The sequence below is a fragment of the Microbispora sp. CL1-1 genome (assembly GCF_012034195.1).
GTDB lineage: Bacteria > Actinomycetota > Actinomycetes > Streptosporangiales > Streptosporangiaceae > Microbispora.
This window is the reverse complement of sequence record NZ_JAATEK010000043.1, coordinates 12,959-25,008: the sequence shown is the minus strand read 5'-3', so window position 1 is coordinate 25,008 and position 12,050 is coordinate 12,959. Positions and strand designations below refer to the sequence as shown.

Below are 12,050 nucleotides of genomic sequence, written 5' to 3'. Positions count from 1 at the left end.
CCACGGCCGACCCCAGCAGCAGCATCCCCAGCAGCGCCAGGAGGGCCGCCGTCACGAGGATCTGCGCCCGGTGCTGACGCCAGGTCACCCAGATCACGCGCCCACCCCCGTCAGCTTGCGCAGTGCCGCCGACTCGGGGCTGCGCAGGTAGCCCATGACGAGCTCCTCCAGCCCCGGCCTGCGCGCCTGGTGGCGGGGATCGAGCGGGGGTGTGCCCCTGACCAGCATGCTGACCTGCCTGCCGGTGCGGCTCGCGCTCACCACCTGCGCTCCCGGGATCGGCGCGTCGTCCGGCCCGGTGACCACGAGATGCCCGTCGAGCAGCTCCTCGATGTCGCCGCTGACCTGCAGCCGGCCCGCGTTGAGCACGATCAGCCAGTCGCACGTCTCCTCCAGGTCGGAGACGACGTGGGAGGACAGCAGTACGGTCAGCCCCCGCTCGGCCACCTCCGCCATGATCGAACGCATCACGTCGTGGCGGGCCAGGGGGTCGAGGTTCGCCAGCGGCTCGTCCAGCACGACCAGGTCGGGCAGGCCCGCCAGTGCAAGGGTCACCGCCACCTGCGCCCGCTGGCCGCCCGACAGCCTGCCCACCTTCCGCCGCAGCGGGATGCCCGGCCCCGCGAGCCGCGCGGCGGCGGCCTCTCCGTCCCAGCGCCGGTTCATGCGGCGGCCGAAGGCGAGCATGTCGGCGACGGTGAAGCCGTCGTACAGCGGCTTGTCCTGTGCCACGAACGCCACCTCGCCGGCGACGCGGACGCCGCCCAGCGCGGGCCGCAGCAGGCCGACGGCCGCGTGCATGAGGGTGGTCCAGCCCGGCCGCGCGGGCCTCGCGCACCCACGCCTCCAGGCCGCGTCGCAGCCGGGTGTGGTCGGCGAGCGTCGGGCCCGCGATGCCCTGCCGGACGAACGTCCCCATCCCCGGCCGTCCCTCGACAAGACCTTCGCGCTCCAGCTCCCGGTAGGCCTTGAGCACCGTGTTGGGGTTGATGGCCAGGCTCTCGACCACCTCGCGAGCGGTCGGCAGCTGGTCGCCGGGCCGCAGCACACCCAGCCGCAGCGCCTGTTTCACCTGGTGGACGAGTCGCTCGTCAGGTGGCGCTCGTCAGGTGGCGTCACCCAGGCGGGCGGCGCGGGCGTACAGGTAGCGGCGGCGCGGCAGCGTGGCCGCCCGCCGGGCCGCCGCCAGGTAGGCCTCGCGGGCCGTCGCCCGCTGCCCGGCCATCTCCAGCAGGTGCGCGCGCACCGCGGGCAGGCGGTGGTCGCGGGCGAGCCGTTCGTCGTCCTCCAGCCCGTCGAGCAGGTCGAGCCCCGCGCGCGGGCCCCGGCTCATCGCCACCGCCACCGCGTGGTTCAGCAGCGTCACCGGGTTGTCCGACATCCCCGCCAGCACCTCGTACAGCGCCGCGATCTGCGGCCAGTCGGTCGCCTCCGCGCTCGGCGCCTCGTCGTGCAGGGCGGCGATCGCCGCCTGCACCTGGTAGGGCCCGGGCGCACCCCGCGACAGCGCCGCCTCGACCAGCTTCACGCCCTCGGCGATGCCGGCGGCGTCCCACAGGGCGCGGTCCTGCTCGGCCATCGGGATCGGCGTGCCGTCGGGGGCGGTACGCGCGGCGCGGCGGGCGTCGGTGAGCAGCATCAGCGCGAGCAGCCCGGCCGTCTCGCCGTCGTCCGGCAGCAGCCGGTGGACCAGGCGGGCCAGCCGGATCGCCTCGGCCGTCAGGTCCTCCCGGCCGAGCCCGGTCTCCCCGGCGTACCCCTCGGTGAAGATCAGGTAGAGCACGTGGAGCACGGCGCGCAGCCGCGCGTCGCGGTCGGGCTCGGCGGGCATGCCGAACGGCAGGCCGCTGTCCCTGATGCGCTGCTTCGCCCGGGTGATGCGCCGCGTCATCGTCGCCTCCGGCACCAGGAACGCCCGGGCGATCTGCGCGGTGGTCAGGCCGCCGACCGCGCGGAGGGTCAGGGCGATCTGCGACGCGGGCGACAGCGCGGGATGGCAGCACAGGAACAGCAGGATCAGCGTGTCGTCGGCCCCGGCCGCCGACGGAGCGTCCGCGGCGGGAGCGAGCCGCCACTCCGGAAGCGCCCGCCTGCCCGCGGTGTCCTCCCGCTCGCGCCGGGCCTGCTCGGCGCGCAGCAGGTCGGTGAGCCTGCGGGCGGCGACGGTGACGAGCCAGCCCATCGGGTTGTCCGGCAGGCCGTCCTGCGGCCAGCGGACGGCGGCGGCCAGCAGCGCCTCCTGCACGGCGTCCTCGGCGGCGTCGAAGTGACCGTAGCGGCGCACGACCGCGCCGAGGACCCGCGGCGCCAGGCGGCGCAGCAGGTCCTCGGTCTCGCCGTCAGGCGTCGTCACAGCTCCGGCTCGGCCTGCCACTCGTCGATCGGGCGGATGTCCACATACCAGTCGCGGGCCACCGCGCTCTCGGGATGGGGAGTGTTCGCCAGGCGCGCGGCGATCTGCGTGGCCCGGTCGAAGCTGTCGCACTCGACGATCGTGTAACCGGCCAGGACCTCCTCGGTCTCGGCGTACGGGCCGTCGGTGACGACGGGGACGCCCTCACGCAGCCGGATCCTGCGGGCGTGGACGGGGGCGGTCAGGCCCTGGGCATCGACGAACTCCCCCGACTTCACCAGCTCCTCGTTCCACTCGCCCATGAACGCGTGCATGGCCGCGGCCTCCTCGGCCGACCAGGCGGGCCCGTCGCCCGGCCGTCCCGCCAGGGCGTCGTAGTCCTGCTGCGAGCCGTACAGCATGATCATGTATTTCACCGTTCGCTCCTCTCCGGCGGGCGTCCTGCGCACCGCTTCGTCAGGGACGTCGAAGCCGGCCCCCGGATCCGGACACACCCCCGGGAAGAAAGATGTCCGGCCGCTGTGCCGGAGCGTCCGCGGGCCCTGTCAAGGCAGGGAGCATGGGGAAAGTTTCACACGCGGGTGCCCGGGATGTGCCCCGGATCAGCGCGTACGTCCCCGCTGATTCGTGCGCGGAGGTCACCGTGCCGCTCGACCACCGCCGTCCCCACGGCCGGACGATCACGATCACCATCTCGCGGCTGCCCGCGACCGACCCCGCCCGGCGGCGCGGCGTGCTGCTCACCACCGGAGGCGGTCCCGGGGGGCCGGGCGTGCCGCATCACCGGCACGCTCCCGCCCGCCGACGTCGCCTGCTGACCCCACCGGCCCCGGCCGCTCTCGGGAAATAGGCTGAACACCGTGCAGCGCCGCAAGCGGACGTACCTGATCATGATGGCCACGTGTCTCACGCTGTTCGTCCTGGCCGGAACGGTCGTGCGGGAGATCTCGCCCGTGGCCGCCCTGGTGATGTCCGCGGTGGCGCTGGTGATCCCGCCGTTCGCCGTCATCATCGCCAACCGCAACAACCGGCGCGAGTGAATCAGCGGGTGAATCAGCGGGTGAGCAGGGCGCGCAGTGCCCCGGCGACGCCCGCCGGGTCCTCCTCCGCCATGAAGTGCCCGCTCGCGACCGTCGTGTGCACCAGGTCGGGGGCCCAGGCGCCCCACGGCGCCCCGGCGTCGTAGCCGAGGGCGGTCCCCCAGTCCTGCTGGAGCACGGTCACCGGCATCCGCAGCCGGTTGCCCGCCTCCCGGTCCGCCCGGTCGTGCTCCACGTCGATCCCCGCCGACGCGCGGTAGTCCGCCACTATCGAGGGCACCGCCGTACGGCAGGCGTCCAGATAGGCGGCGCGTACGCCATCGGGGATCGCCGCACGGTCGAGGGTCCAGACGTCGAGGAAGTGGCCGAAGAAGGCGTCGGCGCTCGCGCCGATCATCCGCTCGGGCAGGCCGGGCGGCTGGGCCATCAGGTAGAGGTGGAAGCCGACGGCGGCGCCCGCGCCGTGCATCACCTCCCACATGTCCAGCGTCGGCAGCACGTCGAGGCAGGCCAGGTGGCTGATCGCGGCCGGGTGGTCGAGCCCGGCGCGGAAGGCGACGAGCGCGCCGCGCGCTGGAGCCCGACCGGCCGCCCCGCACCCCCGCGCGGCTGCTGGTCACCGAGGGACCGGGGTACGCGCTGCGGGCCACCCCGGACGGGGTGGACGCCTGGCGCTTCGAACAGGCGGTGGCCGCCGCCGCGGACCTGCCCCCCGACGACGCGCTCGCCCGGCTGGAGGAGGCGCTGGGGTGGTGGCGCGGCCCCGCCTACGCGGAGTTCGCCGACCAGGACTGGGCCCGTGCCGAACGCTCCCGCCTGGGCGAACTGCGGCTGCACGCGGTCGAACGGCATGCGCAGGCCCGGCTGGACCTGGGGCGGGCGGCCTGCGGGCGGCGCGCGAGCACCGCGTGGCCGCCGTCGAGGCGGCCGAGGAACTCGGCGACGCGGAGCTGACCGCACGGGTGATCGGCGCCTTCGACGTCCCGGCCATCTGGACCCGGTCCGACGACCCCGCGCAGGTCCAGGCGCAGCGCCCGATACCACGCGGTGAACACGCCCGCCAGGGGCCGCTCGTGCGCCGGCATGCCGGGCGTGGAGCACGGCCTGCTGCCGCTCGCGCTGCTGTGCCTGCGCCTGCGGCACGGGCAGCCCCCGCCCGGCGCCGATCCCGCCGGTGAGCACGTCGACTGGGGGGCCGCACGCGCCGTGGGCCAGGCCCCTGGTGCTGCTGGCGCGCGACCGCCGCGCCGAGGCGGCGGCGGCGCTGCGTGCCGTGCCCGAGCCTCCGCACGACCTGCTGACGGAGGCCCTGTGGTGCCTCGCCGCACGGGCGGCACTCGCGCTGGGCGACCGCACGACGATGGAACGCGCCCACGCCGCGCTGCTGCCCGCGGCGGGCGAACTGGCCGGGGCGGGCAGCGGCATGCTGACACTCGGCCCGGTGGCCGCGCACCTGGACGACCTGCGCGCCCCGCTACGCCGCCCGGCAGGAGCCGCGCCGAGCCGGTCGTGAGCCTGCGTTCCTCTGCGATACCGCCCGGTCGCCGGCGCGTGCGGCGGGCCGGTGGCTACCCGCGCCGGCGGCGGGGGCGCGGACGGCGGGTGGAGGCCCGTTCCGGCGCGGCGGACGGGCCGGCCTGCGTGGCCGGCCAGTGCGCCGGGCGGGTGAGGGCCGGGGGCAGCTTCGTGGCGGCGTCTCCCCTGGCCGCGTTCACCTGGACCTGGGTGAGGAAGACGCTCCCGGTGAGGTCGGCGCCGCCGAGGTCGGCCCCGCGCAGGTCCGCGCCGATGAGGTCCGCGCCCCTCAGGTCCGCTCCGCGCAGATCGGCCCCGATGAGGTAGGCGCCCCTCAGGTTGGCGCCGCGCAGGTCGGCTCCCCGCAGCCGGGCGCCGATGAGGTCGGCTCCCCTGCGGTCGGCGGCGGCACGGCCCCCGGCCGACGCCCGCACCAGGTCGCTCGTCCGCAGCAGCAGCGCGTTGACCTTGTCGCGGTGGGCGGCGACGTCCACGCCCAGCAGGTCGGCGGGGGTGCCCGTGGTCAGGCGTTCGGTCTCCTCGAACGCGGCGCGCAGCTCGGCGTGGATCGGGCGGGTCACCGGCAGGGACATCGCCTCGTCCAGATACCACAGCAGCTCGTGCAGGTGCCGTACGACCGGGAAGACCTCGAACATCTGCGCCGCGATCCCCGGATCGTCGCGCCAGCTACGGCCGAAGGTGACCTGCGAGACCTTCTGCCCCGCCCCGAAGCAGTCGTAGACGGTGCAGCCGGGAAAGCCGCTGTCGCGCAGCCGCGCGTGGATGCCGCAGCGGAAGTCGTCGCTCAGGTTGGGGCACGGCCGCCCGGCGTCCTTGCTGATCGCGAAGTCGGCCGAGGCGGCGAAGGGCAGCGCCACGCAGCACAGCCCGAAGCAGTTCGCGCAGTCGGCCCGCAGGCCGGCCCGTCCCCCGCCGGGGCCGGCCGATGCCGTGGCGCGGGCGTCCCCGTGGTCGTGCGTGTCGGGCACCGTGCCTGATCTCCTCGTGTTCCGTGGGCGCGCGGCCGCTCGCCGTCCCGCTAGAACGTATCCCACCGAACGCACGCGGTGCGCCCGGCGGCCAGCCCCGTGAGGCGGCCGGCCGCCGGGCGCGAGGCACACGGGTCACACGGCCACGCGGCCGCCGTCCACGTGCAGGGTCGTGCCGTGGACGAAGCTCGCCCGTGGCGAGGCCAGGAACACGATGGCCTCGGCGATCTCCTCCGGGCTCGCGGGGCGTCCGGCGGGCCCGGCCTGAGCGAGGTCGTCGAGGTCCCCGCCCATGGGGGCGGTGCCCTCGGTGCGCGTCGGGCCGGGGCTCACCGCGTTGACCCGTACGCCCCGGGGGCCGAACTCCGCCGCCCAGGACTTCGTCAGGAGCACCATCGCGGCCTTGCTCGACCCGTACAGGCCCATGCCGGCGAGGCCGAACTCCGCGACCATCGTGGTCACGTTGACGATCGCGCCGTTGCCCCGGGCGGCCATGGCCGGGGCGAGTTCGGCGACAAGGAAGTACGGAACCTTGACGTTCAGGTCGAAGACCGCGTCGAAGTCCCGTTCACTCGTCTGGGCCGTGGGCCCGAACGGATAGATCCCGGCGTTGTTCACGAGCACGTCCACGTGCCCGAGCAGCGCGGTCGCGCTCCTCGCCAGAGAACGCGCCGACGGCTCGTCGCGCAGGTCGGCCCGCACGAAGTGGGCCTCGCCGCCGAGAGCGCGGATCTCCTCGACCACTTCCTTGCCCCTCGTCTCGTCTCGGCCGGACAGCACGACCCGGGCGCCGAGCCGGGCCAGCGCCCGGGCGGTCGCCCGCCCGATGCCGCTGGTGCCCCCGGTTATCAGCGCGCCGGTTCCCGACAGTTCTGCGGTCATCGCTTCCACCTCTGCTGATTCACTGATCCTTCCGACCGGTCGCCGAGTCAGGCGACCGGGTGCGCAGGGTGCAAGCTCCGGCCGGGTACGGGAACTTCCGGAACGGTCATAGTGGTGGCCGATGACGGCCATCAGGTGTTCCTCTGGCCGGCTGGGATGATCACCGCGCGCCGTCCGGGTCGGGGAAGCCCGCGATGAAGTCGGCCAGGTCGCGGCGGCGCGAGGTCGCCGGCCAGACCACCCAGGTGCGCCGGACCAGCGGGTGACCGGCCAGGGGCGACCACGCGACGGCCGGAGGCAGCGGCTGCGGCCACTGCGGCGGCGCCAGTGCGAACCCCCTGCCCGTGCTCACGGCGGCGAGCTTGACCTCCGCGATCAGCTCCTGCCCCTCGGGTGCGGCAGGGCCGAGGTCAAGGCCGTGGCTGCGCAGGATCGCGGTCAGCTCGCCGAACCAGGCGGGGCTGCCGGAACGCGGGAAACCCACCCATTCCAGCCCGGTGAGCTCCTCCAGCCGGATGCCGTCGGGGCCACGCAGCTCGGCGGCCCGGTCGGCCGCGAGGAGCACGCCGAGCCGCTCCCTGGAGACGAGCATCGCGTCGAACTCCTGCCCCGGCGGACGCTCCCTGAGCAGGCCCACGTCGAGCTCACCGGCCTGCAGCGCGGCCAGTTGCGCCGCCGTGGACAGATGACGCGCCTGCACGCGGGTGCCGGGGTGGGCCACGGCGAGCTGCTCCAGCGGCGGGCCGAGCAGGTCGGACGGCACCTCAAGGGGAATCCCCACGCGCAGCACCCCGCCGTCCCCGCTCGCGTACGCGGCCATGGTCCGCAGTGCCCGATCGTGCCGGGCGAGCACGGCGCGCGCCTCGGCGAGCAGCGTCATCCCCGCCTCGGTGGGCCGGACTCCGGCGCTGCCGCGGACCAGCAGCTTCACCCCCAGCCGGCGCTCCAGCATGCCGACGGTCTGGGACAGCGCGGGCTGGCTCAGGTGCAGCCGCCGCGCCGCGGCCGACATGCCGCCCTCCTCGGCCACCACGACGAACGCCCGCAGTTCCCGCAGTTCCCGCAGTTCCATGCCCGCCATTTCACCCTCCCGGGAGCGGCGCGGCGCGAGTGACCGGCGCCTGCCCCCGATCCCCTCGCGGCCGGCCGGGGTCGTCGGCGGTCGTCGGTTCTGTGCCCTCTCCCACGCGAAGCGGTGCCGCATCCGTGTCGTGCGAGCGGCGCATAAACCCGGCACTGGACGATTTGGTCCAGTATGTGGTGGTATGTCGTAATTGTCAAGGTTGCTCCTCCGGCATGCCCCGGCAGGGCCGCTGTGGCCGAAGGTGGGGTTGCACATGGCCGTTCGAGGGCCGGAAAAGGGTTCTGCGAGGCTCACCGCACGCGGCGCGGCCACTCGCCGGCGCATCGTCGAGACCGCCGCGGACCTCATGTTCCGGCAGGGGGTGGCGGCGACGCCCCTCGATCAGGTGGTGGACGCCTGCGGCATCAGCAAGTCGCAGCTCTATCACTACTTCCCGGACAAGGACGCGCTGGTCGCCGAGGTGATCGCGATGCGGGAGCACCTCGTGGTCTCCGCACAGAAACCGCAGCTCGACCAGGTGCGCTCGATGCGAGATCTCGAACAGTGGCGCGATTCGCTGCTGGCGAATCTTCGGGAGCGCGGCATGCCGTACAAGTGCCCGATCGGCTCGCTGGCCAACGAGCTGTCCGGCCGCAGCGACGACGCCCGCCAGTCGCTGGCAGAGATCTTCGGCGCATGGCAGGGGCTGATCGCGGACAGCCTCGCCCGGATGCGGGAGAACGGCGAACTCGATCCCGGGGTGGACCCGGGAGAACTCGCCGTCGGGGTCATCGCCGCCCTGCAGGGGGGCTACCTGCTCGCCGAGACGATGCAGGACGAGCAGCCCTTCATGGTCGCCCTCGACATGGCACTCGACCACGTGAAAGCGCACGTCAAGACCCCTGTCACCGATTTGACACAATCGGATAACTGACCGCAAAGTGGACGCAATCGTCCACTCTGCCTTGGTGGTGGCCCACCGGGGGCGGCAGGAAATGGTGAGGCCGATGCGGTTCCTGCACTCGCTGCAGGCGCGCTACACGACAGCGGCGACGACGCTGTTATTCCTGATCACGGCCTTGGGCGGCGTTAGCCTGGACCTGGCCGTCCGATACAGGATCGAGGACCGGGTGTTCTTCGACGCCGAGCAGGTCGCCGCCCGGTGGAGCGCGCAGGTGCGCAGCGGCACACTGCCGCACCCCGCCTCCGTCTCCGGCGCCATCCACCTGGTCCAGCTGGTGGACGCCCGGGGCAGGATCCTGGTCGCCAGCCCGGACGCGGCGGGGCGGCCGCGGCTGAGCATGCTCCGGCCCCCGGCCGACGACCGGCTCCAACGGCGCGTCGAATGCGCCCCGGGCAGGCCGTGCCTCCTGCTCATGGCCAACCGGGTGTCGCCGGCCCCCGATGCCCCCGTCGTCTACGCCGGGACGGTCGAGCCGCCCCTGTGCGGGACGCACCGCCTCGAATACCTCATCGGAGGGGCCGGGCTCCTCATCGTCCTGTCGGGCGCCCGCCTGATGTGGTGGATCATCGGCCGGGCGCTGCGCCCCGCCGAGCGCCAGGCCCAGTTCGCCGCCGTCACCTCCCACGAGCTCAGGACACCGATCACCGGGCTGCGGCTGCAACTGGAGGAGGCGCTGATCCACCCTGACCAGGTCAACCCCCGCGACACCATCCGGGGGGCGCTGTCGGCCGCCGGCCGCCTGGAGGCGATCGTGCAGGACCTGCTGGTGATGGCCCGGCTACGCGACGGCCGGGCGGAGCCGCACGAGCCGATCGACCTCGCGGCACTGGTCACCGCAGAGGCGGACACTCACTACGGCGGCACGCCGGTGAAGGTCTGCACGTCCGGGGACGTGTGGGTGCACGGCTCGCGGATCCAGCTGATCCGGCTGGTGGGCAACCTGCTGAGCAACGCGCGGCGGCACGCGGAGACCGGCGTCACGATCGGCGTCGCATCCGCCGACGGCCGGGCGGTCGTCACCGTGACCGACGACGGGAACGGCATCGCGCGCGCCGACCGCGAGCGGATCTTCGAGCGGTTCACCCGCCTGGACGAGGGGCGGTGCCGGGACTCCGGCGGCACCGGGCTGGGGCTCGCGATCTCCCGCGACATCGCCCACGCCCACGGCGGAACGCTGCGGATCGAGGACTCCCCACGCGGAGCACGGTTCGTCCTCCGGCTGCCGCTCCTCGACCGGAAAGCGACCGGCGGGCGGCGTTCCCCCCGTCCCGGGCGGACGGACCACGGCCGGGAGTCCGGACCGGAGCCGGGGCCAGAACCGGAACCGGGGCCGGACCGCTGACGACCCGGTGACCGGCGGCGGGCGCGACCACTCCACTCCACCCGCCACTCCACCCACCGGACCGCCCACCTGGCCGCCCACCTGGCCGTACGTGCCCGTGGCCGGACGTGGCGCTCCCCGGAGACACCTCCGGGAAAAATCTTGAAAAAAATCCGGGAGGCGTGTCGATCCGGGGGCGTCCCGTTCGAGGAGTGGGTGAAGGGCCGGGAGGGACCGGCCCCCTGGGAGCGCGTCGCCGCGCTCTACCGGGTGCTCGCCCACGTCTCGCCCTCCCCCGTGGTCGAGCTCAACCGCGCCGTCGCGGTCGCGATGGCCGGGGACCCCGCCCGCGCCGCCGCCTGCGCGTAGCCCGGCCGGCGCCCAAGGCCCACATCCCAGACAGACCCCCGAGGTCGGCACTCCCGCTTCTTCCGCGAACTCCATTGACAAAGAGAATTTTTACGTACAAGATTGTTTTTGCAATGAGAGACGTCCTGTACCTGGAGCAGATCGAGCAGGCCGAGGCACTGCTCAAACCGCAGCGCATCGAAGTGCTGCGGCAACTGGCCGAGCCGCGCACGTGCACCGAGGTGGCGGCGGTGCTCGACCAGACGCCGCAGCGCGTCTATTACCACGTCAAACGCCTCGTGGAGGCGGGCCTGGTCGAGCAGGTCTCCGAACGGCGGGTGCGCGGCATCACCGAAGGCATCTACCAGGCGAGCGCCCGCTCCTACTGGCTGTCGCCGGGCCTGGTGGGCCGCATCGGCGGGCTGCGCCGGCGCCAGGACGAGCTCAGCCTGGGCTACCTGCTCGACCTCATGGAAGAGGTGCAGGCGGACATCGCCGCCCTCGACCGCACCGCGCCGGAGCTGCCGTCCATCGGCGTGTCCGGCGAGGTGCACGTGTCACCGGAACGACGCCAGGAGTTCCTGGCCGACCTGCGCACCATGCTGCAGGACCTGTTCACCCGCTACGGCGGCGCAGAAGGCGACGCCTTCAAGCTCGTCGTTGCCTGCTATCCCCATCATTTCCGAGGAGACGACCATGACTGAGCCGATGATCATCCGCGTCCGCCTCGCCGCCCCGGTGAAGGAGGTCCGCCACGCGCTGACCGACGCCGCGGCGATGCGGGTGTGGCTGGCCGAGCACGCCGAGTCCGACCTGCCCGGCCGGTACGCGTTCTGGGGCCGCCGTACGCCCGAGGGCGACGCCCCTCACCAGCGCGTCCTGCACGCCGACGACCACACGCTGCGCTTCGCCTGGCTGCTGGACGGCGTGGAGACGACCACCGAGATCACGCTGACGGAGGAGACCCCGGACACGACCGTCCTGGCTCTGTCGCAGACCCACTTCGACTTCCAGGACGTCATCACCGGGGCGAGCATCCGGGGCGTGCTGCAGACCTTCTGGTCGATGGCGCTGTCCAACCTGGCCGACTACCTCGAGGGGCGCGAGATCGGGCCCCAGCCCGACTTCACCTCGGCCGACTTCCGCGGCGAGACCGTCATCGACGCGCCGGTCGAGCAGGTCTTCGACTCCCTGGTCGACTCGGACAAGGCGAGCGACTGGTTCGGCTTCCCCGTCGGCATCGAGCCGCACGTCGGCGGGCGCTTCGCCATGGGCGGCCTGGACGCCGACCCGAGCCCCGCGAAGATCATCGATCTGGTTCCCGGCAAGACCATGGCGACCGACTGGGGACCGGCGGGCGTCGTCACCTGGGAGCTGGAGGACAGCGGCGGCAAGACCCGCCTGACGTTCGTCCAGAGCGGCTTCGACACCGGCAAGCCGCCGTACGCCGCCTGGACCGGCTGGCTCAGCGGCATCGCCGCGCTGCGCCGTTACCATGAGAACCCCGGCAGTCACCGGTTCTGGCTCCCCGCCGAGCCCGCGGCCTGACCGGCCCCGACGACCCCGCCCCCACCA

Annotated in this window: 15 protein-coding genes and 2 pseudogenes; 9 read left to right on the top strand and 8 right to left on the bottom strand. The window is 73.7% G+C overall.

What is annotated here, in order from left to right:
* Positions 1-93: 93 nt before the first annotated feature.
* From HCK04_RS33515 to HCK04_RS33500, 4 genes and pseudogenes are all read right to left on the bottom strand, one after another.
* A complete protein-coding gene (locus HCK04_RS33515) occupies positions 94-801 on the bottom strand; it encodes an ATP-binding cassette domain-containing protein (protein ID WP_142651373.1) in 708 nt (235 codons plus the stop codon).
* Positions 802-916: 115 nt separating this feature from the next.
* Positions 917-1,078 (bottom strand): annotated as a pseudogene (locus tag HCK04_RS43900) (GntR family transcriptional regulator); the annotation flags it as partial.
* Between the two features lie 27 nt (positions 1,079-1,105).
* Positions 1,106-2,353 carry a DUF6596 domain-containing protein gene (locus tag HCK04_RS33505; RefSeq protein ID WP_142651372.1) on the bottom strand — a complete coding sequence of 416 codons (1,248 nt, stop codon included), beginning with the start codon at positions 2,351-2,353 and terminating at the stop codon, positions 1,106-1,108.
* Positions 2,350-2,760: a YciI family protein gene (locus tag HCK04_RS33500; protein ID WP_205831041.1), complete on the bottom strand. Its 411-nt coding sequence runs from the start codon at positions 2,758-2,760 to the stop codon at positions 2,350-2,352. Before HCK04_RS33500 ends, HCK04_RS33505 begins: the two co-directional genes overlap by 4 nt.
* Before the next feature lie 185 nt (positions 2,761-2,945).
* On the opposite strand from HCK04_RS33500, the gene HCK04_RS43035 reads away from it, so the two are divergent.
* Together HCK04_RS43035 and HCK04_RS33490 are read left to right on the top strand one after the other, a co-directional pair.
* The gene (locus tag HCK04_RS43035) at positions 2,946-3,203 is read left to right on the top strand and encodes a hypothetical protein (RefSeq protein WP_240972059.1); all 258 of its coding nucleotides are present in this window, start codon (positions 2,946-2,948) and stop codon (positions 3,201-3,203) included.
* A gap of 10 nt (positions 3,204-3,213) precedes the next feature.
* Positions 3,214-3,393, top strand: a complete 180-nt coding sequence (locus tag HCK04_RS33490) for a DUF3099 domain-containing protein (protein ID WP_142651370.1) — start codon at positions 3,214-3,216, stop codon at positions 3,391-3,393.
* A gap of 13 nt (positions 3,394-3,406) precedes the next feature.
* Here HCK04_RS33490 and HCK04_RS33485 read toward each other — a convergent pair.
* A pseudogene (locus tag HCK04_RS33485) lies at positions 3,407-3,964 on the bottom strand (alpha/beta hydrolase); the annotation flags it as partial.
* Between the two features lie 89 nt (positions 3,965-4,053).
* Here HCK04_RS33485 and HCK04_RS43030 point away from each other — a divergent pair.
* Together HCK04_RS43030 and HCK04_RS43025 are read left to right on the top strand one after the other, a co-directional pair.
* On the top strand, positions 4,054-4,347 hold the full coding sequence (locus HCK04_RS43030; protein ID WP_260617503.1) for a BTAD domain-containing putative transcriptional regulator: 294 nt from the start codon (positions 4,054-4,056) through the stop codon (positions 4,345-4,347).
* A gap of 220 nt (positions 4,348-4,567) precedes the next feature.
* Positions 4,568-4,906, top strand: coding sequence for a hypothetical protein (locus tag HCK04_RS43025; RefSeq protein WP_240972058.1), 339 nt, complete (start codon positions 4,568-4,570; stop codon positions 4,904-4,906).
* A gap of 55 nt (positions 4,907-4,961) precedes the next feature.
* Here HCK04_RS43025 and HCK04_RS33475 read toward each other — a convergent pair whose 3' ends face one another.
* From HCK04_RS33475 to HCK04_RS33465, 3 genes are all read right to left on the bottom strand, one after another.
* On the bottom strand, positions 4,962-5,786 hold the full coding sequence (locus HCK04_RS33475) for a pentapeptide repeat-containing protein (RefSeq protein ID WP_221890014.1): 825 nt from the start codon (positions 5,784-5,786) through the stop codon (positions 4,962-4,964).
* A gap of 246 nt (positions 5,787-6,032) precedes the next feature.
* Positions 6,033-6,779, bottom strand: coding sequence for an SDR family oxidoreductase (locus HCK04_RS33470; protein WP_142651368.1), 747 nt, complete (start codon positions 6,777-6,779; stop codon positions 6,033-6,035).
* A 160-nt stretch (positions 6,780-6,939) separates the two neighbouring features.
* Positions 6,940-7,860, bottom strand: coding sequence for a LysR family transcriptional regulator (locus HCK04_RS33465; protein WP_205831028.1), 921 nt, complete (start codon positions 7,858-7,860; stop codon positions 6,940-6,942).
* A gap of 256 nt (positions 7,861-8,116) precedes the next feature.
* Between HCK04_RS33465 and HCK04_RS33460 the strand changes: the two genes are divergently transcribed.
* The 5 genes from HCK04_RS33460 to HCK04_RS33440 all read left to right on the top strand — a co-directional run bounded on the left by HCK04_RS33460 (position 8,117) and on the right by HCK04_RS33440 (position 12,023).
* Positions 8,117-8,776 carry a TetR/AcrR family transcriptional regulator gene (locus HCK04_RS33460; protein ID WP_142651367.1) on the top strand — a complete coding sequence of 220 codons (660 nt, stop codon included), beginning with the start codon at positions 8,117-8,119 and terminating at the stop codon, positions 8,774-8,776.
* A 73-nt stretch (positions 8,777-8,849) separates the two neighbouring features.
* Positions 8,850-10,148, top strand: coding sequence for a HAMP domain-containing sensor histidine kinase (locus tag HCK04_RS33455; RefSeq protein ID WP_168066488.1), 1,299 nt, complete (start codon positions 8,850-8,852; stop codon positions 10,146-10,148).
* A gap of 141 nt (positions 10,149-10,289) precedes the next feature.
* Entirely contained in the window at positions 10,290-10,496 is a 207-nt protein-coding gene (locus HCK04_RS41520; protein WP_205831047.1) for a hypothetical protein, read from the top strand.
* 113 nt (positions 10,497-10,609) lie between these two features.
* Positions 10,610-11,179: a helix-turn-helix domain-containing protein gene (locus tag HCK04_RS33445; protein WP_142651365.1), complete on the top strand. Its 570-nt coding sequence runs from the start codon at positions 10,610-10,612 to the stop codon at positions 11,177-11,179.
* Entirely contained in the window at positions 11,172-12,023 is an 852-nt protein-coding gene (locus HCK04_RS33440) for an SRPBCC family protein (protein ID WP_142651364.1), read from the top strand. Before HCK04_RS33445 ends, HCK04_RS33440 begins: the two co-directional genes overlap by 8 nt.
* The last annotated feature ends 27 nt before the right edge of the window (positions 12,024-12,050 follow it).

Bases quoted from the DNA above. Each gene is read 5' to 3' on its own strand.
- HCK04_RS33515 (WP_142651373.1), bottom strand. From the start codon at position 801: ATGCACGCGGCCGTCGGCCTGCTGCGGCCCGCGCTGGGCGGCGTCCGC.
- HCK04_RS33500 (WP_205831041.1), bottom strand. From the start codon at position 2,760: ATGATCATGCTGTACGGCTCGCAGCAGGACTACGACGCCCTGGCGGGA.
- HCK04_RS33470 (WP_142651368.1), bottom strand. From the start codon at position 6,779: ATGACCGCAGAACTGTCGGGAACCGGCGCGCTGATAACCGGGGGCACC.
- HCK04_RS33465 (WP_205831028.1), bottom strand. From the start codon at position 7,860: ATGGCGGGCATGGAACTGCGGGAACTGCGGGAACTGCGGGCGTTCGTC.
- HCK04_RS33460 (WP_142651367.1), top strand. From the start codon at position 8,117: ATGGCCGTTCGAGGGCCGGAAAAGGGTTCTGCGAGGCTCACCGCACGC.
- HCK04_RS33455 (WP_168066488.1), top strand. From the start codon at position 8,850: ATGCGGTTCCTGCACTCGCTGCAGGCGCGCTACACGACAGCGGCGACG.
- HCK04_RS33445 (WP_142651365.1), top strand. From the start codon at position 10,610: ATGAGAGACGTCCTGTACCTGGAGCAGATCGAGCAGGCCGAGGCACTG.
- HCK04_RS33440 (WP_142651364.1), top strand. From the start codon at position 11,172: ATGACTGAGCCGATGATCATCCGCGTCCGCCTCGCCGCCCCGGTGAAG.